This is a genomic window from Fibrobacter sp. (assembly GCF_017545445.1).
Classification (GTDB): Bacteria; Fibrobacterota; Fibrobacteria; order Fibrobacterales; family Fibrobacteraceae; genus Fibrobacter.
The window spans coordinates 97,523-118,823 of sequence record NZ_JAFWOM010000133.1 but is presented as its reverse complement, the minus strand read 5'-3'; the positions used below and the strand labels follow the sequence as shown (position 1 = coordinate 118,823).

Sequence of the window (21,301 nt, the reverse complement as noted above, 5' to 3'; positions counted from 1 at the left end):
GCTTTCACGAGTCCGGTAATCACGCCGGGGAGCGCGCCTTCCACTCCGGCGACGGCGATAACCACCGAAGCCTTGCGGATGTCCTCCACCTTCGAAAGTAGGCGGTGCAGCCCCGCAATCCCTACGTCGTACTGGCGCACGACCTTCACGCCGTTAAATTCCAGCGTCTTGGCGGCTTCTTCGGCGATAGGCAGGTCCGCCGTTCCTGCGCAACATACGGCCACGGGCCCAAGTTTTGCAAGTTTTTGCACCGTCTTGCCGCCAGAGCGACCGCGTTTTTGCCTGGCAGGCATTTCATCTGCCAACGAAATCGTCCGGGAAAGTTCGTCGTAGCAGATTTTCTCACCTGCATTTGCGATGAATTCCGCCTGTTCCTTGCTGCATTTGGTTCCTAATACGCGGCAGCCTTTGTCCCGGAACGTTCTAAGAATTTTCAGGAGCTGTTCAGACGTCTTGCCTGCGCAATAAACGGCCTCGCTGGTGCCTGTGCGCGATTCGCGGCTCACGTCCAGCTTGGCAAAACCGAGGTCTTCAAAGGAATCTTTTGAGACAAACTTTTTCATACTTCTAATATATCACTTAGAGTTGACTCTAAGGCAAATAAATTTTTCTAAAAATCAATAAGGTTTCCAGTTGTCGGCGTCCTTTTCGGCACCGACCTGGAACTTGGAAGAAGGTGCCGCGAAATCGATGTCGTCGACTGCGGGAGATTCGGCTTTCGTCGCTGTGGTTTCCACCGTCTCGGTTTCCGGCGCGGTTGCTGTCGAATCTCGCGGCGCGATGTTCGGGGCGTTTTCGGGATGGACCTCTTTTTGCGTGCGTCCCTTGTACCGTCTTGCTGCGAGCAGTCCAGTTTCAAAGAGCAGGTATGTGGGTGTGCCGAGCATCAGCTGGCTCACGATATCGGGCGGGGTGAGCAGCGCAGCGAGCACGAGAATCGCGACCACCACGTAGGGGCGCTTGCTGCAGACGGTTTCGTAATTCACGATGCCCGCACGGATAAGCGCGTAGGTCACCAGCGGGAACTGGAACATGCATCCGAACGCAAGCGAAAGCCAGAGCGCGAGTGTTACCAGGTTAGAGATGCCAAATACGGGCTGTAGGGTAGTGCTTGCAAAGCTCATGCCGAATTGCACAATCAGCGGGAAGCAGACGACAAGGCAGAAGGCGACGCCTGCGATAAACAGCCCGCTGGTCATGACCACGATGGAGCGGATGAATCGTTTCTCGTTATCGTATAGAGCAGGGAGCACGAACTGCCACATGTTCCAGGCGATGTAGGGCGAAAACAGCACGCAGTCCAGGAGAGCAGAAATCTTGAGCTGCAGCAGGAACACTTCCATGGGGGAAAAGTAGTGGAGTGTGAGCCCGCCCTGCAGGGCGATTTGCTTACAGAACCAGTCCAGAACGTAGGGCGAAACAAGGAACAGGGGCACGATGCCGATGGCAAGGGCGACAATAGAACGCAAAAGCGCCCGTCGGAGCGCTTCCAAATGCGAAATCAGCGTAGCCTCTTGATCCTGTTTGCTTGTCATAGTGGTTAGTGGTTGGTGGTTAGTGATTAGGATATGCAAAAAAAGACATCTTGATATCGGCATTCCTATTTACGGTCTGACGGCCTAATCACTGCTTACTAACCACTGTTTACTGATCACTTTTCTCGGCGGCTTTTTCCACCGTCTTCTGCAGGTCTTCGGCTTCTTCCTTCAGGGCGTCTTTGGCCTTCTTGTACTCGTTCTGGGCTTTGCCCAGAGAACGTGCGAGTTCAGGAATGCGCTTTGCCCCGAACAAAAGGAGCACCACGACCACAATCAGGATTATTTCTGGAATTCCAAGGGACATATTTTACCTGCCTTTTCTTAGAAATATACCATAATCCGTGACGGTGACGAAAAATTATCTACGGCACCATCGCGAACTAGGCTACAGTTCGATAATTCTGTATTTGCGGTTACCCATCTTCAGCTTTTCCATGGCGGGCAGCTGGTGCAGGCCTTCGCGGGTCTCGATGCGTTCCTTGAGGTCGTGAAGTTCCTTGGGCGGGAGCTTGTAGACCATGTCAACGCTGGCCTGGTCCACAGCCACGATGTCTGTGGAGGCGAGAATGCCGATGTCGCGGCACTTGGGTTCCGCTGCAGAAAGCCCTGCACAGTCGCAATCTACAGACATGCGACGCAGCACGTTGATAAAGCAGATGTGGCCCTTGAAAAAGTCGCAGGTTGCTTTTGCGGAATCGGCCATGGTTTCCATGAACAGGGCTCCGCTGGTTTTCCAGCCTGCCGTGCCGCCCGCTTCCATCTTGGTGGGGCCGCCCTTCACGTATTCGTGAATCATCTTCTTGCCCAGGCGTCCGCCCGCGCAACCGATGGCGATGTTCTTCATGGAGCCGCCGAAACCGCCCATGGCGTGGCCCTTGAAGTGAGTCAGCACAATCATGGAATCGTAATTCTTGATGTGTGCGCCCATGGACATTTCCTTGAAAATGAGGCCGTCCTTTACGGGGAGCATCACTTCGCCGTCTTCGTCCATGATATCTACATCGCAGAAGGTCCAGCCGTTCACCTTGAGGGTTTCGCGGTGCTGTTCGGTAGTGTAGCGGTCGCCTTCGTACCAGGTGTTGGTCTCCACAATCTTGGAGTTGGGAACCTGTGCCTGGAATTCCTTGACCCATTCGCGGGGCAGAATATTGGGGCCGTTCTTTTCGCCGGTGTGGAGCTTGATGGCGACACGACCGTTAATGCCCTCGTTGATTTTCTTGTACAACTTGATGAGGCCTGCTGCACTCAGGTCCTTGGTGAAATAGACGTTGGAAACGTCCTTTCCGGGTTCCTTCTGTTCCATGGATTTCCCTTTCGCGAAAGCGGGTGTGAATACGGCGGAAGCGAGTGCTGCTGCGCCTGCGGTTTTTAAAAAGTCTCTTCTGTCCATAAGTTTAGTGGCTAGTGGTTAGTGGTTGGTGTGAACCTCGGCCTTGGCGAGGGATTGGGCCTTGTACTTGCGTGCGATAATCATCACTGCCCATACGGACGTGATAAATGCCGACATGGCTACGCCTACCGTTGACATTTCCCGCACCATCTCGGAAACCCCTTCGGGGCTTGTGGCGGCGGTAAAGAAGGGGTAACTCCACATGAGTTCTCCGTTCATGGCGTGATCGATAATCAGGACGCCCGTCACAAGCCAGAGCATGCGGGCAAGCAGACGCAAACTTTTATAGAAGGGCTGCGGAGCACCAGAAACAGCGGCTTTAAGGTTCCTGGATTCACTTTTGGACTTGTCGGTCTGCTGCAACACGAGGGTTGCTATGGTGGTGACGACAGCTTCGGCCATGGGCACGACAAAACAGCACATAAAATCTCCTTTTGAAAATGTTCTATAAGAAATATAATACTTAGAGTTTACTCTAGGTGTCGGTTCCTTGTGAAAAAAATTGAAAAAAATTATTTAGAGTTGACTCCAACTCTATCATTTGGACGAAAATAATTATATTTTGTTAATATGAGTTACTCCATAGGCGATGTCGTCAAGAAAACCGGGCTTTCGGCCCATACCCTACGCTACTACGAAAAAGAGGGCCTGCTTCCCTTTGTTAAGAAAAACGCCTCGGGAATGCGTGCCTACAGCGACGAAGACCTTCGCTGGCTTACCATGATTGAATGTCTCAAGGATTCGGGATTACAAATCAAGGAAATCCGCCAATACATCGAGTGGTTCAACGAGGGCGATTCAACGCTTTCCCAAAGGCTGTCCCTTTTTGAAAACCGCCGCAAGATTCTTGAAAAGGAAATGGCCCGCCTTACAGTGGTCATGAACAAGATCCGCTTTAAGGAACTTCTATATCGGGAAGCCGTTCGGGTGGGCAACCTGGATGTCGCCACCAACGAAAGACGGTTCAAGCATCTGAAGAAAAAGTTGTTCGAGTCCCCGGACGATTTTGACAAGTAGAATTTTAATAAAGAAACTTTTTTACAACAAAGGAATTTATTATGAAGGTTATTTTATTCAATGGCAGCCGTCGTGAAAAAGGCTGCACTTATACAGCGCTGAGCCTCGTGGCAGGCGAACTCAAGGCCGCAGGCATCGAGACGGAAATTTTCTTCGTGGGTGGCCGCGTGCTAAAGGGCGAAACCGATGCCGTGGTTCACGAAGCCAAGGAAATCCTTAAAACAGCCGATGCCGTCGTCTATGGCTCTCCAGTTTATTACGCCTCCCCCAGCGGTGAAATGTTGATGTTCTTGGACAGGCTTTACGGCGTTGCCGAAGCGGAACTGCTCTTTAAGCCTGCCGCAACGGTTGCTTCTGCCCGCCGTGCAGGGACTAGCGCCACTCTCGATGCATTGAACAAGTACCCAGCATTTGCACAGCAACCCATGGTGGCATCGCGCTACTGGAACATGGTTCACGGCTCTAGCCCCGAAGACGTGCTGAAGGACGAGGAAGGCGTGCAAATTATGAAGGAACTGGGCCGCAACATGGCGTGGATTTTGAAGAGCATCGAAGCGGGCAAGAAGGCGGGTGTTGAACAGCCTGTAGCCGAAAAGAAAATTTTCACGAACTTTATCCGCTAAAAAAACGATGCGCTTGCGTTTTGCGAAGAACAAGAAACTCATGATTACGGCGATTATTTTATCGACCCTTTTTATTCTGGGAACCGTTGGCGTGCTGTTCCTGAACCAGGCAAAATTTGGGCGTATTCCGCAAGGCAAACGCCTTGAACGCATCAAACAGTCACCGCATTACGATGGTCAAAAGTTCGTGAATGACGAAAAGACTGTCACAATGACGGGCGATAAGAACTTGTTTGAATCGACGCTTGAATTCTTGTTCGGCAAAAGGTCGCAAACCGTTCCCGATACAGCGCTGACGGTCGTCAAAACGGACTTGAAATCGCTGCCGCAGGACCGCGATTGGATTGTATGGTTTGGACATTCTTCGTACTTGATGAATTTATCCGGGAAAAAGATTCTTGTGGATCCCGTGTTTTATCAGGGTTCGCCAGTAAGCTTTGTGAACAAGATGTTCAAGGGAACAGATGTTTACAAACCTGCCGACATGCCGGATATCGATTACCTGGTGATTTCACACGATCACTGGGATCATTTGGATTATCAGGCCGTGAAGGAACTCGAACCACGCGTAAAGTGTGTGGTGACGGGGCTTGGTGTGGGTGAACATTTTGAATACTGGGGTTACCCCGTCGAGAAACTTGTGGAACTCGATTGGTGGGATTCTACCGATCTGAGTGAAGGTTTTAATGTGACGTCGACTCCGGCAAGGCATTTTTCGGGTCGTGGAGTAAGGCCGAATAAAACGCTCTGGTCATCGTTTGTGTTCAAGACGCCGAAACGTAGCGTTTGGATTGGCGGTGATAGCGGTTATGGCGGGCATTTCAAGAAGATTGGCGAAAAATTTGCAGATATTGACCTCGCTATTCTCGAGAACGGGCAGTACAATGAAGATTGGAACCAAATTCATACCTTGCCCGAACAGCTCAGTAAAGAAATGCTGGACTTGAATGCAGACCGCTACATGACGGTTCACCATTCCAAGTTCTGCTTGGGTTACCATACGTATTTTGAACCGCTCGAAAACGCGAAACGCGCCGCTCAGGAATCAGGAAAACCTATGCTTATGCCGCAAATGGGCGAAGTTGTTTATTTGGAATAATACGGACAAAAAATCTTATTTGAAATCGACTCCTTCAAACACGATTTTGTCAACTTCTAGATAAGTTCCGCTTCTCATAAAGATGCTGAATAGACCGATTTCGTGAGAAATCTCATTCCACTCCACTTGATAGGAACTCTCTTCAAGAACTTCCCTACCGGGGTGCAAAATGATTTCATTCCAATTTTCGGTCGCTTTGGCCGTCCATAACGATTTTTTGAAGGCATTCTCTCCCACTTCGCGGTAATGCTCCAAAGCAATGTTCAATTCACAGTCGCCTCGCACCGTAAGGCGAATCGCTGTGAGATTGCTCAGGTCGAAAAATCCTGTATCAAGTCCGAGATGCGTTCCTAACAAAACGAAGCCCGAATCAATCGCAAACTTAAGAGCTAGATATTTTCCGTAATCTTTATCTTCTTTTAATGCAGATGTGAAACCACCTGCACTATCGGGGACCGTGAAATTCGCTTTGCCAACGGCGTTAAAATACCAGCCATAATTGGGATAAGTTTTAGCAAGGTTGTTCAAGTTATCGCCATCGTCAAAGTCTTCGAAAACGTATTCGACAGACTTTCCCGGAACAGGAACAAGCATGTCCGCAGCGTCCTCTGGTTTGAGCGACACTTCTGCAATGGACGAGTCCCCGGCAACAATGGTAAAGAGTCCAGCTGGCACATGTGCAAATACGTACTCGCTACCGGAGCGTTTTGCAAAATAGGGAGTCGATTCCAGTTTGACATCTTCTGACAGGCTGCTATTTTCTTGAGCAGAAACGCCAGTACGTACGATGAGCGATGCCGAGGGCAGTAACGCAATTTCTTGAACCGAAGAGTCGGCGAAATTGACTGATGACCAGCTCATGAATGCGGAATCTTCACCCGCAAGAGCCTCCACAAAGCAATCTCCGCCTGCACAGACACCGAGACTATCGTAGAAAGAAACTCGTCCGCTTGAATCAGAAAGGGCACTGTCAACGACTGAGAAGGCGTCTTTCGAATATACCTTCATTTGCGCATGAACGAAAGGCTTGTTTGAACCGTCAACAACCATGACGGCTATTCCGTTTGTCGTTTCACTTGTGGCACCTGCGGTATTGCTTTCTGAACAACCTAAAAACAGCGACAGGCAAAGCAAGACGCAAAACGAAACACAAAACGAAGTTTCCATACCTTTTTTCATTGTTCTTCCTTTTTCATCATCGGAAATAACTGAAAGTTTAACTGATAAACGCTATCGCAAATTTGCGGAGGCATCGCATTGACTACGTTTACGATGGCTTTTCTCGTTTTGGCGAGGATTTCACGAATTTTATCAATTTGTTGCGAATCAAGAGCCATCGTGAGCGTGCTGATGTCGCGTTTTTCTTTGGGTGTGTTTTGGATGGATTTGCCAGCCAGATCCGCGATACTGCTCTGATAGTCGCTAATACAAGCGCTCAGCCAGTGTTCCATAGTCTTGAGATGAGCGTCGGTCGGAACCACACGACCATCCTTGTTGGCGCGAGCAAGTCCGAGCTGCAACAAAGCATCGACAGCGTTTTCTACTTGCGAAGCGGAAAGCTTTGGAATGCAGCATTCCCCAAGGGCGGCAGCATCTTGTGTACCGCGATAATTGAATACATCGAGCGCCGAGCGGATCATCGGATAATACCATTGCTGAAAATAGCGGTACCGGGCTTCGTCGAGTTCTCGGCAAGCTGCAGGTCGCATTTTTTGAAGCGTTTCAAAATGGCTACGCACATCTTCATCGTTTTTCGCCTTGCCGTAAGCAATCATTTCGCGGAAGTATTCCGCCTTGGCATCCTTGAAATGGAAAAAATTAACGAAAACATCTATGCATTTCGGAGAAATGTGGCGTTTACCCTGCAATATTTTCAAAAGCAGGCTTGCGTCCATGCCAACCGCCGCAGCAAACACTCGATAACTGAACGAGGAATCCAGTGATTTTTCGAGTTCATAGAACTCTTGCAGGAACTTGCGGTAGTCCGAATAATCGTAGATGTTGATTTTGTTTTTTGCAAACATAAAGCTCTCGCCGGATATAAAATGACCCTATTTGAAAAATCGTTTCATTTCCTGACGTCTCGTAAAAAAAATATACATTTCGTGGACATTTTTGTCCACACCATTTAAAAAAAATAATTGATAAATATACTTGGGGAATATAATTTCGTGGAATGGAGGATCCCTTATGATTTATAGAAAAAGCGTTTTTGTTTTGGTCCTAGCTCTTTCGAGTATGGCGTTTGCCACTAAGTACGAAGCCGAATCAGCAACTCTTTCCGGAGGAGCAAAAAATGTCAACGCATCCGGAGTTTCAGGAACGGGTTATGCCGACTTACAAGAAGGAAATATTTCTTTTAATGGTGTCACCGCAGAGAGTGCGGGCAAGTACCAAGTAACCATCCATTACAAGGCCGGAGATTTCAAAGCAAACTACTTGAAAGTAAACGGCGCAACCGCAGGCACCATCGACTTTAACGCCACTACTTCATGGGCGGATGTCACGACAGTCGCTACACTTAAAGCCGGGACAAACACAATCTCTATTGAGAAATACTGGGGCTGGATTAGCGTTGACTATATCGATGTCGAACCTTATCAATCCTCCCCTTTCAAAATATCCGCAACGCCAGTTACCCCAAATGCCACCGAAAGTGCCGTCAAACTCTACAGTTTTTTGCGAGAAAACTTTGGCAAAAAAACGATTAGCGGTATGATGACCGGCGACATGAGCGGTTACACCATGGGAGCCGACTTCAAGACGCACGACGACGTGAAATACACCTACACGCGCACAGGAAAGTACCCGGCTCTTGTCGGTTTAGATTTCTTGTTTGCAAGCGGTCCGAAGGCAAACGAAAGTTGGAACAAGGAATACACGGACAAGGCAATTTCCATCGCGAAAGGCCTTTGGAAAGCGGGCGGCATCCCAGCATTCACTTGGCACTGGAAAGATCCTCTGGACAAGAAAGACGCCTTCTATATCCAAAGTGCAGCAAACGGAGGCGAATACACCGATTTCGATTTCTCTACAGGTTTCAAGCCAGGCACCACTGAATGGAATACCGAAAGTGCTGCTTACAAAGGAATCGTAGCCGACATTGACCACATCGCCGATTACTTCCTTGAATTGCAGAAAGAAGGTGTAGCGGGAATCTTTCGCCCTTTGCATGAAGCTGGCGGAAAGTGGTTCTGGTGGAGTATCAATTCCGGAGAACAGTTTGCAGCCCTTTATCGACTCGTCTATGACCGCATGGTCAAAGTCAAGGGTGTAAAAAACATGATTTGGGTCTATAACCCTGAAGGAAGCACTGTCACCTCTTGGAATCCAGGTAGCGAATACTATGATGTTCTCTCCATCGACATCTACAACAGCGCAAACGACCATTCCAGTAACGCAAGTGCCTTTGACAAATTCAAGAACGCCTCGAAAAGCACGAAAATTATAGCTCTCAGCGAAAACGGCCCCATTCCCGATGTGAACAACATGCATACCGACGAAGCCGTATGGAGTTGGTGGATGCCGTGGTACAGCACTTGGAGCGGGACTTGGCCCGGCCAAACAAAAGATGGCGTATGGAAGAGCAACATGAATGACGAACGCATTATCACCCTCGAAGACATGCCTGGCTGGGACAAGTACACAGCGAATACCACCCCCGATACTTCGGCAACGAAACCTGACACTTCAATTACCAAGCCTGACACGAGTACCATCAGTATCGTAACCTTGCCACGCATGGCCGGTACTGCGACCACCGTCGGGATTTTTGACTTGAACGGCCATTACTTAGGCATCACCACGCAAGGACTTCCGCAAGGCCGCTACGTTGTGCGTAAAAAGATTCAAAATCTCATTGTGAATACAGTGTATTTCAAGAAATAAAATTGTTGGGTGTAGGGCGGCGCGACAAAAAAAAGAGAGTTTTGTAAGGTTTGGAGTTTTTTTGGAGCGTCGCCCTTTTTAATTTGAAAAGCACATGGGAAACAATCCGATGAAAAGCATGACTGTCGCAACATCAATCGCTATCTGGGCAATTATCGGCCTTGGGACTGCTAACTCCATAACGCCGAACAAGTTAGTTTCGGGCGGGCTTCCTGCACATACAGGAACAAAAACAACAGATTACTTGACTGACGGATACCTCACCAATTGGAAAAGCAGCAGCGAGAAAGAAATCGCTTTGAACGTGGGTGTAGGACCCTCAAAGTTATTCGTAACCTGGGAATCGTACGGCGACTGCGCTTGGGCGACGAATTTTACCAGTGGATGCGGTCACAGCGGCGTTGCGTTGTCCAATTTCAAAGTATTGACTTCAGCGAATTCGACAAATGGCACCGATGGCGATTGGGAGATTGCCGCTACCATCAAGAACAATCCTGTAATGGCTCGCGGCGTGACAATCGATTTTGCAGGCAAGTCATGGTTCAAGTTCGTGAGCGACAAGGATGTTGGACAAATTCTCGAAATAGAGGCGTTTGACATGAGCCAAGGCGGCACTGACACTTGGTTTTTCATGGGCACAAGCATTAGCCAAATGGGAATTAAGCAGCAAGATACAGACTCAACCACAGCTCAGTTGATACACGCAAGGTTCCCGGAATATACGCCCGCAATGCTGCGTGGAGGTATCGGTTGCATCAATAGCACCGAAGTCGTCGCTCATTTACCTGAATATCTTGAATACGCAGGAAATGTGAAATATTGGGCGATTGAAATGGGAACAAACGATGCATGGGGCGGCGGCGATTGGAACTTGAACACTTTTGTGAAAAACATGCAGACAATCATTGATTCTGCAAAAGCGCATGGTATCACACCCATTATCTCACGAATTATCGCTACGGATTCCGCCAAAGCGGGCTGGCAAGTCAATCCCGCGTTTTTAAAAGCGGTAGATAAATTAACAAAAGACAACAAGCTCCCTGAAGGTCCAGATTTTTACAGCTATTTTTCGAAACATCGGGAACTACTTGGAAGTGATGGAGTCCACCCAAATGCAAATGGCGGAGGACAAGCAATGCACCACTTATGGGCACAAGCACTTGCTCCGTTATACGCCGAAAAAGACACAGTTTGCAAAGATTGCAAGACCGTTGATGACAGCACGACAACCATAAAATCGTACAACAAAGTAAAATTTACGTCACCTGTAGTCTATACGCAAGGGAAAAACCTTTTTTTCGAAAAAATCTCTTCAAATTCCGCTACGGTAATCTTAATCTCTGCAACAGGACAGATTACCGCACAAAAGAATTCTGTTGCAAGTCGAGTGACATTCGAAAATTTGCCGGTCGGCAAATACATCACAGTCATTCATGGCAAAGGATTTCGCTTTACCTCCCCTATCGTAGTGAAATAGATTAAATAAGTTTCAGCCTATCCTCCTGAAATGTTAGACAAAATAAGATTTGCATTCAAAGATGCGAATCTTATTTTTGTTTTTAGCCAGTCACGTACTTAGATTCGTGGACAATGTTGTCCACGAAATAAAAATTACATGTGAAAGAAACCTCTTTTCAAGAGTATTTTTTTGGAGGGACAAGAAAAATAAAAAAGGAGTAGCTTATATGAAAAAAGTCCTATGGAGCGGATTACCTTTTAGCGTAATTCTAATGATTTCGGTTATGGCAGCAAACGCATTTACCCTGACAGGAACAGTGAACGACAATAGCGGCAAGGCTGTTCAGGGTGCAGACATTTCACTTATTCAAAAAGGGCTCAAAACCAAAACAGATGCATCCGGCGCATTCACAATCCATCAAGACGAGGAGATGCAAGCGATAGCAAACAGGATTGATGTCGGATATCTTTCTGTAAATAACGGGATCCTTTCTTTTTCGCAAGGTGCAAACACTCCAGTACTGGTACAAATTTTTGACATGGTCGGAAATCGCTTGCTGAACGAAAAAATGTACGGCTCGGGAATGGTTGACATGAAAGCGACCGTGAAAGCGAAGGGCGTGTATGTCGCCCGCGTCCACGTTGGTTCGGCACAGCAAAATTTCAAGTTCACAGCCGACGGAAGCTTTAATACAACATTTGGCGAGCAATCTAGCGCCAAGGCTCTTCTAAAAGCAGGGGACTCGGATAACCTACGCGTCGTTGCTGACGGATTCGACACTCTCAATGTAAAACTCGACAATCTCGACACGAATCTTGCGCTTACACTCAAGAAAACGGTTCCACCGCAACCGCAGTATGAATATGGATGGGGCCTAAAGAACGATCCGGTGCCGACTCGTGGCTGCGGCAAAGACACTAAACTCGATTACAAGTACCGTGGCAATAAGCCCTACATTGATTTCAGATGGAGTAAAGGCATGCGAACCGTGCGCATTGACATGCCGAAAAGTTATGACAAGAATAAACCGTACAAACTCATTTTCGGAATGCAGTGCATGGGCGGTTCTGCAAGCGCCGTGCAGGATGAAGGCTATCACGGCCTCAAATGGATTGACAAGAACGAAACTGCAATTTTCGTCGCACCCGAAGGCAATGGCAATCAGCTGCCCTGGGGACAAGATGATTACCTCCTTTTTGACGAACTCCTCGCGTACCTCGAAGGCAACTTCTGCATTGATTCTAGCCGTGTATTTTCTATAGGATTCAGCTATGGAGCCATGTTCAGCAATGGCCTTTCGTGGAACCACCAGGACGTGCTCCGCGCAGTAGCGGTTTATGAAACTGCAGAACGCAACATCTGGCTCCCGCAGCGCAAGAAAATGGGAATCGGTTGGATGGGCGTACTCGGTCTCGATGATGGTATGTGTACCCCCGAAATGGGCCGGAATGCGCGCGACATCATCTTAACGCTCAACTCCGAAGGCGGCAAGGCGAAAAACGAACGTGCCGAAGAAGCCCAGCGCAACGCGCCGCACAAGTGCTACGACTACACGACTGTCGAGGAACGATTCCCTGTTCGCTGGTGCACGCAAAGTGGCGGTCACATTTGGGACCACAAGGACCCCGGCCAACAGCAATCCTGGGTTCCGCAGGCCACATGGGATTTTTTTAACAAATTCTAACGGGTAAAGCCATTCAGAATCGGATGTCCAGTATGCCAAAATGTGCTTTTTCAGCCACAAACTAAGAAATAAGCAAAAAAAATCTACTCCAAATGGTTTAATGAAAATCCATTTGGAGTAGAAATAAAAGCGTATTTTTCCAAAATTTGGTTCAGTCCTTTTGGGAGGAAACGCTATGAAAAAGAAATCTCTGCTCTCTTGGATTTTTCTGTTTGCCAAAAACAAGAAAAAATACTACATCGCAAGCATTTTCTTTGCGCTCTTGCGCGTCGCTTGCGGAATCGCTCCTTACATCATTATCGCAAACATCGTACGCGAGCTGCTTTCGGGCGTGCGCGACTGGGATGTATATCTTAAGGAATGCCTGATTATTGCGGCGTTCTGGTTCGGGAATGTCCTGTTCCACAGCATTTCGACGACGCTTTCGCACGTAGCGACGTTTAACGTTCTCGGCAACATCCGCAAGGACCTTTGCGACAAGCTATCGCGTGTGCCGCTGGGTTCTGTTCTCGACATGCCCTCGGGCGCGCTCAAGAACATCCTGGTAGAACGCATCGACAGCATGGAAACGACGCTTGCGCACGTAGTCCCGGAATTTACCTCGAACCTGATTCTCCCTGTGCTCATGTTCGTCTATCTTTTCCATATCGATTGGCGCATGGGCCTGGCCTCGCTTGCAACGCTTCCGATCGGCATGATTGCGATGGCGTTCATGTTCAGCGGGGCACAAAAGTGGTTCGATAATTCTATCCAGAAAACGAAAGCCCTGAACGACACCGCGGTTGAATACATTAACGGCATCGAAGTCATCAAGGCGTTCGGCAAGTCAAAATCGTCTTACGACAAGTTTGTTGTAGCAGCAAAAGAAGGGAGCGACTGTTTTGTCGAATGGATGCGCAATTGCATTTGGCCGCACGCCCTTGCCATCACGGTCGCTCCTGCCACGCTATTGACGGTGTTGCCGTTCGGCGGTTACTTCTATTACAACGGTTCCATTACGGCCGTCAATTTTATCACCGTCATCATCGTTTCGGTGAGTATCATGATGCCGCTCCTTACCATCATGAGTTACAGTGACGACATCAGCAAGGCGGGCGTCATTTTCGGCGAAGTCGGCTCGGTGCTCGAAATGAAGGAACTTGCGCGCCCCGCGATCGACAAGCGCAAACCCGCTGACAATTCCATCACATTGAAAGATGTGCGCTTTAGCTATCATAAGGGAATCGAAGGCGAAGAAAAGAAGGAAATTCTCCACGGCATCAACATGGTTCTCCCCGAAGGAAGCTTTACCGCATTCGTGGGACCGAGCGGTTCGGGCAAATCGACGATTGCACGCCTTATCGCCTCGCTTTGGGACGTTGACAGCGGCGATATCGAAATCGGCGGCGTAAACATCAGAGACCTTTCACTCGAAGAATATAACCGCCGCATCGCCTACGTTTCACAGGACAATTTCTTGTTCGACATGTCCGTCCGCGAAAACATTCGGCTCGGGCGGCCTTCGGCATCGGATGCCGAAGTCGAAGAGGTGGCGCGCCAAAGCGGCTGCTACGAATTTATCATGAGTCTTGAAAACGGTTTCGACACGATTGTCGGTGGCTCGGGCGCCCACCTCTCCGGTGGCGAGCGCCAGCGCATCGCCATCGCCCGCGCCATGATGAAAAACGCCCCCATCGTCATTTTGGACGAGGCAACCGCCTACACCGACCCCGAAAACGAAGCCATCATCCAGAAATCCGTGGCAAAGCTCGTGCAAGGCAAAACGCTCATCGTCATCGCACACCGCCTTTCGACCGTCAAGGACGCCGACAAGCTCTACGTCATCAAGGACGGCAACATCGACAGCTGCGGCACGCACCAGGAACTGCTCGAAAAGGGCGGTCTCTACAAGTCCATGTGGCAGGCCCACATCAGTGCCAAGGATTCCGAGGAGGATGCATAAATGTTCGATACTCTCATTAAATTCTTTAACTTCTGCAATGCGGAAAATCGTCGCAAATTCTACGGCTCTATCATCGTGGGAATCTTCAATTCCTTCTTCATGGCACTCCGCATCGGAGCCATGGCCGTCATGATGCAGGGCGTCATTCGCCACGTACAAGGCGAAGCGCCGTTTACCATGGACACCGTCTGGCTTTCGCTTGGGATCATGGTGGCAAGCCTTATCGGCGCAACCGTTACCAAGCGCGTCATGAGCATGTGGCAAACCGAAGGCGGCTACCGTACTTGCGCCTCCAAGCGCATCGAAATCGCCGAACACCTGCGTTACCTGCCCATGGGCTACTTCAACAAGAACAGCCTCGGTTACATCACCTCCGTCACCACCAACACCATGGAACAGCTTGGCGATGTGGCAACACGCGTTGTCATGATGGTCACGCAGGGCATTCTCGACACAATTCTCATCATCGTGATGATTGCCTTTTTCGATTGGCGAATTGCGATTGTCGCGACCATCGGCTTTGCGATTTTCCAGTTCATCAACACGCTCATGCGCATGAACGTCCGCGCCGTTTCTCACGAAAAAGTGGAATCCGACAGCAAGGTGGTCGAAAAGGTCCTCGAATACATCCAGGGAATCGCCGAAGTCAAGGCCTACAACATGACCGGTAAACGCTCCAAGGAACTGAACGAAATCATCGACAGGAACACCCGCGCGAACATTGGCATGGAACTCAAGTGCGTCCCGCTTTCGAACTTGCAGACATTCGTCGCCAAGCTCACCGGGGTTGCCATCATGATGTTCTCGATTCATTTCTACCTGAACGGCTCCATGGAACTTGCCAACTGTGCCATCATGCTCGTGTGCTCTTTCATGCTTTTTGCAGCCTTGGAACTGGGCGGTAGCTACGCAGCGCTCCTCCGTGCCGTTGATATCTCCGTGAACCGCGCAAACGATATCTTGAACAAGCCCACCATGGACATCGATGGCGAAGAAATTGCCCCCGCCAATCACGACATCAAGGCCGACGGTATCGATTTCGCTTACGATAAGCGCAAAATCATTGACAACGTGACGCTTTCCATTCCCGAAAAGACGACTACGGCTATCGTGGGCCCAAGCGGCTCCGGCAAGACGACGCTTTGCCATTTGCTCTCGCGCTTCTGGGACGTGAACGCGGGTTCCGTGACTTTGGGAGGCCACCGCGTGCAAGATTACAGCATGGATAGCCTCATGAAGAATTTCAGTTTCGTGTTCCAGAACGTGTATCTGTTCCGCGATACGATTGAAAACAACATCAAGTTCGGGAATCCGAGCGCCACGCACGAGCAAGTCGTAGAAGCCGCCAAGAAAGCCTGCTGCCACGACTTTATCGAAAAACTCCCCGACGGTTACAACACGGTCATTGGCGAAGGCGGCGCAAGCCTCAGCGGCGGTGAACGCCAGCGCATCTCGATTGCACGCGCCATCATGAAGGATTCTCCGGTCATCATTCTGGACGAAGCGACCGCGAACGTGGACCCGGAAAATGAACGCGACCTGATGCTCGCCATCCAGGAACTGACCCGCGAAAAGACGGTCATCATGATCGCGCACCGCTTAAAAACCGTGCGCCACGCCGACCAGATTATCGTCTTAGACAAGGGCCGCATCGTGGAACAGGGCAAGCACGAAGAACTCGTGAAGAACGGCGGAATCTATGCCCGGTTCATCGATTCCCGCCGCGAAGCCGTCAGCTGGAAACTGTAATGCAGATTCAACTTTCGGACCATTTCACTTACGGGAGGCTGCTTCGCTTCGTCTTTCCGTCTATCTTGACAATGTTTTTTACCACCATCTACAGCATTGTCGATGCTGCATTTGTCTCGAACTTTGTCGGAAAGACTTCTTTTGCTGCCGTAAACCTCGTCATGCCGGTCCTTATGCTTATTGCCGCTCCCGGCGTGATGATGGGGGCCGGCGGCAGCGCGCTCGTCGCAAAATTTCTCGGCGAAGGCGATAACGAAAAAGCGAACAGGGCATTTTCAACAATCGTGTATGCGACAATCGCTTACGGAATTACCGCAAGTATCACGGCATCCTATTTTATGGAAGGATTAGCCGCATTTCTGGGTGCCGACGGCGAGTTCCTTTCGCAGGCGACTCGTTACGGGCGCATTGCTGCCCTTGGCGGAATCGCCTTCGTTTCGCAGCATCTCTTTTACTGTTTCATGATTGTGGCAGAAAAGCCTAAGCTGGGTTTTGCGCTTACGGTTTTAGCGGGCATCACAAACATTGTACTGGACCTGTTGTTCATTGTCGTTTTGGAATGGGGCATTTCCGGAGCGGCCTTGGCGACCGTTATCGGTCAGTCCGTCGGAGGTTTCACCCCGTTCGTATTTTTCCTCTCGCGAAACAAGACTCCCCTCCGAATCGTGAAACCCGTTTTCGATGCCCGCGCGCTGTCGAAGGCCATCTCGAACGGAGTCTCCGAGCTGGTTACAAATATCGCCATGTCCATTGTAAGCATGCTGTACAATTTCCAGCTCATCAGAATTGCCGGAGATACGGGCGTTGCCGCATACGGGGCAATCATGTATGTAAGCTACATTTTTTCGACATTCTTTACAGGCTATTCGTTTGGACGTGCTCCCATCATAAGCTACCATTACGGAGCCCGCAATACAAGCGAACTCAAGAATCTATTCCGTATGGATTGCGTGATTGTTGCGGTTGCGGGTGTCGTGCTCACAGCCTCGTCAGAAGCACTAGCGTTACCTTTGGCAAAAATTTTCGGCGGCTACGATCCAAATTTATTCGAAATGATTCGCCACGGCATCGTCATCTATTCATTCGCCTACTTGCTGATGGGCGCGAACTATGCGGGTTCCTCTTTCTTTACGGCCCTGAACAACGGCCTAGTTTCGGCTCTCATATCGTTCTTGCGGACATTCGTGTTCGAAATCATCGCCGTGCTTGCGCTCCCCATTTTCTTCGGGCTTGACGGCATCTGGAGTTCGTGCGCTGTCGCTGAAATCGCCTCGTTTGCGGTTACTGCAATCTGCGTCGTGGCCTTCCGTAAAAAATATGGTTACTGTTGATTTGGTATTCACGCAAAATTCTGCATTTAAATCATGGACAAGAATGTCATTGCGATTGGTTATGCTATAGCGGCGGCCGCATTTTATGCACTGAATGTTCCCTGCTCCAAAATGCTGCTGGCCCACATTTCGCCCGTATTCATGGCGGGACTGCTCTATATTGGTGCGGGGATCGGCATTGGCATCCTCTACCTATTCCATGTTAGGCGCGAGCCTCAATCGGATCGGCTCTGCAAAAAAGATTTTCCCTACACGCTAGGCATGGTCCTGCTCGACATTGTCGCCCCCATACTGCTCATGTTCGGCGTCAAGTACGGAACATCCAGCAACGCCTCCCTGCTCGGGAACTTCGAAATCGTCGCGACAACGCTGATTGCGCTGTTCATCTTTAGAGAAAAGGTGTCTACGCGTTTGTGGATTTCGATTTTATTTATAACGACATCCAGCTTCATTCTCTCGTTTGAAAATGCCGATGAATTCAATTTCTCGATCGGTTCCATTTTCGTTCTCGGCGCGACCATCTGCTGGGGGCTAGAAAACAACTGCACCCGCAAAATTTCAAACAAAAGCACATACCAGATTGTGACCATAAAAGGCCTCTGTTCCGGAATCGGTTCCATCGTCGTTTCGCTTACCACAGGCGAAATGAACTTTGCCGTAAAATACATCCCGCTCGCCCTGCTGCTCGGCTTTGTGGCTTACGGCCTGAGCATTTTCACCTACATCCGCGCACAAAAATACCTGGGAGCCGCAAAGACCAGCGCCTTTTACGCATTCGCGCCCTTTATCGGCGTCCTTTTTTCCGTCGTGCTCCTGAACGAAAAAATCACGCTACAATACATTGTCGCGTTCCTGGTCATGATTGCCGGAACCATTTTCGTGGTTTACGATACGCTTTTGCAAAAAAAACGAAAATAAATAGCCTGATTATATGATTTTCATAAATCGGACTATATGATTTTCATAAACTAGACTATTGCTTTTTCATAAAAAATATGCTATATTAAAAAAAAAAGGGCGTTTTTATGATAAAAAGGGCAATTTCAGATACAATTCTAGATGTGGCGACGAAATTTCCCGTGGTAACGTTGACGGGACCAAGGCAAAGCGGCAAATCTACATTGCTGAAGTCATGTTTTGCAGACTATAAATACATTTCGCTAGAAGACCCCGATGTCCGCCAACTTGCCGAAAACGACCCTCGCGGTTTTCTAAGAGAATGCGGAACAAAATGCATTATAGACGAAGCGCAACGCGTTCCGGACTTGTTCTCTTATCTACAGACAATCGTGGATTCTCATGACCAATGCGGGCAATTTATTTTATCCGGTTCGCACAATTTTCTGTTAATGGAACGCATCTCGCAAAGCCTTGCCGGCCGCACAAGCGTCCTCAAACTTTTCCCGTTTTCCGCCGATGAATTACGGGAGGCCGACAAACTTCCTAGCGATCTAGACGAGTTTCTGCTCAAAGGGTGCTACCCAAGACTCTATGACAAGAAAGTTACGACAAAGGAATACTTTACATCATACCTGCAGACGTATGTCGAACGGGACGTACGCCTATTGCGAAACATAACGGACATGGCCGCATTCAAGCGCTTCCTCAAGTTATGCGCCGCAAATGTGGGCTCCGTAATGAACGTCGCTTCGCTCGCCAAAGATGCAGGGATATCCGTCACAACTGCAAACTCCTGGATTTCGATTCTTGAAGCAAGCTTTATACTTCTCCGCCTCCCTCCGTACTATAAGAATTTTTCGAAAAGAGTCGTTAAATCATCTAAAATTTATTTTTGCGACACCGGGCTCCTGTGTAATCTGTTGAACATTTTTAATCAAAAACAGCTGCAAAAAAGCGGATTACGCGGGGCAATTTTTGAAAATTTCGTAGTTGCCGAATACATGAAAAACGCCTTGTTCAAAGGCGAAGAACCGCAACTCTATTTTTGGCGAGATTCAAATCAGAATGAAGTTGACTTACTTTGCGAAACCGACGGAGAACTGCACGCAATAGAAATCAAGTCCGGCGAAACAAAAAATCAGAAATTCTACGACGGACTGAAAAAATTTGCCGAGGTCTCGGGCATCCCGCTTTCTAACACAAGCGTCGTCTATGGAGGCGAAGACTCATACCACGGCGAAAATCAGAAATTCATCAGCTGGAAAGAAATAGCGCCAGTCGTCTGACCCGACTCTTATCTGATCAACTCCGCGAGTTCACTTTGCGCAGTGGGGTTGTTTGCGTAGTTCCGCATGACGGATTTCATGTCGAGGAGAATGCAGCGGATTTTGTGATAAGGTCGGTTTTCGTCCTCCACGTTTTTCCAGTCACCATAGATGTAACCGACGCGTTTCATTGCATAAACGTCATTGCGAGGGAGCACCGCGACCGCGGCAATCTCATCCCATTTCCCAGCATCCGCACAGTACGGCATAATGAATGCATTGTAAACCCCGTGCGATGTCATCCCCGCGAAGGCGGGGATCTCCTTTAGACGCGTTTCCACATATTCCGCATAAGCCATCTGCTTACACACGGATTCGGCCCCCGGCAAATGCGAATTGAAACCAGTCAAGCCGTATTTGTAGTACTTTGAATCAAGGATATACACACCCTCCCCCATAACCATTATCGTATCTGGTCGGAGTGTGGAACGTTTCGGGTCGTTCAGAACTATTTCCTCTTCGGATTCATCAAGTTTTTCATCGAGGCGTCCGTCATTCCATCTCAAATGCGGATTAAATTTATCCTTGGCAACCCCCTGCGGCAACTTCCCGAAAATTTTGTCAATCATTTTCTCCCACACGGGGGCGAACTTGTTTACCCCGAAATAAAAATCATCTGCCGTTTTTCCGTCTTCGGTTTTATGCCCGGCAAGATACTCCACAATTCGGGCCAAATCGGCGAGCAAGCGTAAATCACGGTCATTAAATGTTTTCGCAAGTTTGGAATGAATTGCGTTGCAGAACAGGTCATAATCAAAATCCAACTGCGGCTCTTCGGACGGATCTATGCCGAATAAAAATCCGAGTTTCACAAGAGCGTCATGAACGCAGAACTTGTGGACTTGCGTAATGAGCGTATCTTCGTTATAACTGACTTTACGGGCGATAAAATCTAGGTACACGAGATTCTGGGCATCTTCGGTAATGACAGGTTGCACGGCCTTGATTGTCCGTCCCCAACTGATCTTCCCGTTTGCGCCCTTTTTGTACAGAATTTCCTTTTCGTCAAGGTAGCCGAAATCAAGAAAATTCCGGATAACATTCAAGTACGAAACCATCGGAAATTCAGATTCGCCATGTTCCTCCGCGAATGTGGAAATGGACGAATCCTGATGAATTTGTTCCTGCAGCGAAGGGTCGGAAAGCACCGTAAAAAGATTGACGACGCATTCCCGTAATTCTTCTTCGGGGAGCTCGCGCAAGGCCGAGTCATCCTTGAAATATCCCAAGGGAAAGATGATGCTTGTTTCTAGCACACCACCTTCCTTTGTTTTTTCGCAACGAATGCCGACGAACTCGGTCTCCGAATTCGCCTTAGATTCGCAGGAACATATTTCGTTTAGCTTTTGCATCAAG

The 21,301-nt window shown here is 49.0% G+C and carries 19 protein-coding genes; 11 read left to right on the top strand and 8 right to left on the bottom strand.

Features of this window, described 5'->3' with window-relative positions; all coding sequences use genetic code 11:
* From IKG78_RS14925 to IKG78_RS14905, 5 genes are all read right to left on the bottom strand, one after another.
* Window positions 1-563 (bottom strand): AIR carboxylase family protein (locus IKG78_RS14925; RefSeq protein ID WP_290944879.1); only part of this gene is annotated, 563 nt, incomplete at its 3' end.
* Between the two features lie 54 nt (window positions 564-617).
* Window positions 618-1,535 carry a twin-arginine translocase subunit TatC gene (tatC, locus tag IKG78_RS14920; RefSeq protein ID WP_290944877.1) on the bottom strand — a complete coding sequence of 306 codons (918 nt, stop codon included), beginning with the start codon at window positions 1,533-1,535 and terminating at the stop codon, window positions 618-620.
* Window positions 1,536-1,644: 109 nt separating this feature from the next.
* Window positions 1,645-1,842, bottom strand: coding sequence for a twin-arginine translocase TatA/TatE family subunit (gene tatA / locus IKG78_RS14915; protein WP_290944874.1), 198 nt, complete (start codon window positions 1,840-1,842; stop codon window positions 1,645-1,647).
* An 81-nt stretch (window positions 1,843-1,923) separates the two neighbouring features.
* Complete coding sequence (locus IKG78_RS14910; protein ID WP_290944872.1) at window positions 1,924-2,928, bottom strand: DUF362 domain-containing protein; 1,005 nt, start codon at window positions 2,926-2,928, stop codon at window positions 1,924-1,926.
* A gap of 18 nt (window positions 2,929-2,946) precedes the next feature.
* On the bottom strand, window positions 2,947-3,351 hold the full coding sequence (locus IKG78_RS14905; RefSeq protein WP_290944870.1) for a hypothetical protein: 405 nt from the start codon (window positions 3,349-3,351) through the stop codon (window positions 2,947-2,949).
* Window positions 3,352-3,498: 147 nt separating this feature from the next.
* Here IKG78_RS14905 and IKG78_RS14900 point away from each other — a divergent pair, with 147 nt between their 5' ends.
* Genes IKG78_RS14900 through IKG78_RS14890 form a run of 3 tightly spaced genes read left to right on the top strand, consistent with a single transcriptional unit; the run spans window position 3,499 to window position 5,667 of the window.
* Window positions 3,499-3,945 (top strand): MerR family transcriptional regulator, encoded by a 447-nt coding sequence (locus IKG78_RS14900; RefSeq protein WP_290944868.1) that lies wholly within the window; start codon window positions 3,499-3,501, stop codon window positions 3,943-3,945.
* 41 nt (window positions 3,946-3,986) lie between these two features.
* Complete coding sequence (locus IKG78_RS14895) at window positions 3,987-4,568, top strand: flavodoxin family protein (RefSeq protein WP_290944866.1); 582 nt, start codon at window positions 3,987-3,989, stop codon at window positions 4,566-4,568.
* Window positions 4,569-4,575: 7 nt separating this feature from the next.
* On the top strand, window positions 4,576-5,667 hold the full coding sequence (locus tag IKG78_RS14890) for an MBL fold metallo-hydrolase (RefSeq protein ID WP_290944864.1): 1,092 nt from the start codon (window positions 4,576-4,578) through the stop codon (window positions 5,665-5,667).
* Window positions 5,668-5,682: 15 nt separating this feature from the next.
* Here the strand turns inward: IKG78_RS14890 and IKG78_RS14885 are convergent, their stop codons facing one another.
* Window positions 5,683-6,846, bottom strand: coding sequence for a hypothetical protein (locus tag IKG78_RS14885; RefSeq protein ID WP_290944862.1), 1,164 nt, complete (start codon window positions 6,844-6,846; stop codon window positions 5,683-5,685).
* Window positions 6,843-7,691 (bottom strand): TIGR02147 family protein, encoded by an 849-nt coding sequence (locus IKG78_RS14880; RefSeq protein WP_290944860.1) that lies wholly within the window; start codon window positions 7,689-7,691, stop codon window positions 6,843-6,845. The genes IKG78_RS14885 and IKG78_RS14880 overlap by 4 nt, the downstream gene beginning before the upstream one ends.
* Window positions 7,692-7,857: 166 nt before the next feature.
* Between IKG78_RS14880 and IKG78_RS14875 the strand changes: the two genes are divergently transcribed.
* The 8 genes from IKG78_RS14875 (at window position 7,858) to IKG78_RS14840 (ending at window position 19,906) form a co-directional block, all read left to right on the top strand.
* Entirely contained in the window at window positions 7,858-9,555 is a 1,698-nt protein-coding gene (locus IKG78_RS14875) for a glycosyl hydrolase (RefSeq protein WP_290944859.1), read from the top strand.
* 109 nt (window positions 9,556-9,664) lie between these two features.
* Window positions 9,665-11,032: an SGNH/GDSL hydrolase family protein gene (locus IKG78_RS14870; protein WP_290944858.1), complete on the top strand. Its 1,368-nt coding sequence runs from the start codon at window positions 9,665-9,667 to the stop codon at window positions 11,030-11,032.
* A 208-nt stretch (window positions 11,033-11,240) separates the two neighbouring features.
* Window positions 11,241-12,698: an esterase gene (locus tag IKG78_RS14865; protein ID WP_290944856.1), complete on the top strand. Its 1,458-nt coding sequence runs from the start codon at window positions 11,241-11,243 to the stop codon at window positions 12,696-12,698.
* 175 nt (window positions 12,699-12,873) lie between these two features.
* Complete coding sequence (locus IKG78_RS14860) at window positions 12,874-14,640, top strand: ABC transporter ATP-binding protein (RefSeq protein WP_290944854.1); 1,767 nt, start codon at window positions 12,874-12,876, stop codon at window positions 14,638-14,640.
* On the top strand, window positions 14,641-16,389 hold the full coding sequence (locus tag IKG78_RS14855) for an ABC transporter ATP-binding protein (RefSeq protein ID WP_290944852.1): 1,749 nt from the start codon (window positions 14,641-14,643) through the stop codon (window positions 16,387-16,389).
* Window positions 16,389-17,720, top strand: coding sequence for an MATE family efflux transporter (locus IKG78_RS14850; RefSeq protein WP_290944850.1), 1,332 nt, complete (start codon window positions 16,389-16,391; stop codon window positions 17,718-17,720). The genes IKG78_RS14855 and IKG78_RS14850 overlap by 1 nt, the downstream gene beginning before the upstream one ends.
* Window positions 17,721-17,753: 33 nt before the next feature.
* A complete protein-coding gene (locus tag IKG78_RS14845) occupies window positions 17,754-18,638 on the top strand; it encodes a DMT family transporter (protein WP_290944848.1) in 885 nt (294 codons plus the stop codon).
* 107 nt (window positions 18,639-18,745) lie between these two features.
* Window positions 18,746-19,906 carry an ATP-binding protein gene (locus IKG78_RS14840; RefSeq protein WP_290944846.1) on the top strand — a complete coding sequence of 387 codons (1,161 nt, stop codon included), beginning with the start codon at window positions 18,746-18,748 and terminating at the stop codon, window positions 19,904-19,906.
* Window positions 19,907-19,914: 8 nt separating this feature from the next.
* Here the strand turns inward: IKG78_RS14840 and IKG78_RS14835 are convergent, their stop codons facing one another.
* Window positions 19,915-21,297, bottom strand: a complete 1,383-nt coding sequence (locus IKG78_RS14835) for an LlaJI family restriction endonuclease (protein ID WP_290944844.1) — start codon at window positions 21,295-21,297, stop codon at window positions 19,915-19,917.
* Window positions 21,298-21,301 lie beyond the last annotated feature (4 nt).

Bases quoted from the DNA above. Each gene is read 5' to 3' on its own strand.
- IKG78_RS14875 (WP_290944859.1), top strand. From the start codon at position 7,858: ATGATTTATAGAAAAAGCGTTTTTGTTTTGGTCCTAGCTCTTTCGAGT.
- IKG78_RS14900 (WP_290944868.1), top strand. From the start codon at position 3,499: ATGAGTTACTCCATAGGCGATGTCGTCAAGAAAACCGGGCTTTCGGCC.
- IKG78_RS14855 (WP_290944852.1), top strand. From the start codon at position 14,641: ATGTTCGATACTCTCATTAAATTCTTTAACTTCTGCAATGCGGAAAAT.
- IKG78_RS14910 (WP_290944872.1), bottom strand. From the start codon at position 2,928: ATGGACAGAAGAGACTTTTTAAAAACCGCAGGCGCAGCAGCACTCGCT.
- IKG78_RS14845 (WP_290944848.1), top strand. From the start codon at position 17,754: ATGGACAAGAATGTCATTGCGATTGGTTATGCTATAGCGGCGGCCGCA.
- IKG78_RS14840 (WP_290944846.1), top strand. From the start codon at position 18,746: ATGATAAAAAGGGCAATTTCAGATACAATTCTAGATGTGGCGACGAAA.
- tatC (WP_290944877.1), bottom strand. From the start codon at position 1,535: ATGACAAGCAAACAGGATCAAGAGGCTACGCTGATTTCGCATTTGGAA.
- IKG78_RS14905 (WP_290944870.1), bottom strand. From the start codon at position 3,351: ATGTGCTGTTTTGTCGTGCCCATGGCCGAAGCTGTCGTCACCACCATA.
- IKG78_RS14885 (WP_290944862.1), bottom strand. From the start codon at position 6,846: ATGAAAAAAGGTATGGAAACTTCGTTTTGTGTTTCGTTTTGCGTCTTG.
- IKG78_RS14865 (WP_290944856.1), top strand. From the start codon at position 11,241: ATGAAAAAAGTCCTATGGAGCGGATTACCTTTTAGCGTAATTCTAATG.
- IKG78_RS14895 (WP_290944866.1), top strand. From the start codon at position 3,987: ATGAAGGTTATTTTATTCAATGGCAGCCGTCGTGAAAAAGGCTGCACT.
- tatA (WP_290944874.1), bottom strand. From the start codon at position 1,842: ATGTCCCTTGGAATTCCAGAAATAATCCTGATTGTGGTCGTGGTGCTC.
- IKG78_RS14860 (WP_290944854.1), top strand. From the start codon at position 12,874: ATGAAAAAGAAATCTCTGCTCTCTTGGATTTTTCTGTTTGCCAAAAAC.
- IKG78_RS14880 (WP_290944860.1), bottom strand. From the start codon at position 7,691: ATGTTTGCAAAAAACAAAATCAACATCTACGATTATTCGGACTACCGC.
- IKG78_RS14870 (WP_290944858.1), top strand. From the start codon at position 9,665: ATGAAAAGCATGACTGTCGCAACATCAATCGCTATCTGGGCAATTATC.
- IKG78_RS14835 (WP_290944844.1), bottom strand. From the start codon at position 21,297: ATGCAAAAGCTAAACGAAATATGTTCCTGCGAATCTAAGGCGAATTCG.
- IKG78_RS14850 (WP_290944850.1), top strand. From the start codon at position 16,389: ATGCAGATTCAACTTTCGGACCATTTCACTTACGGGAGGCTGCTTCGC.
- IKG78_RS14890 (WP_290944864.1), top strand. From the start codon at position 4,576: ATGCGCTTGCGTTTTGCGAAGAACAAGAAACTCATGATTACGGCGATT.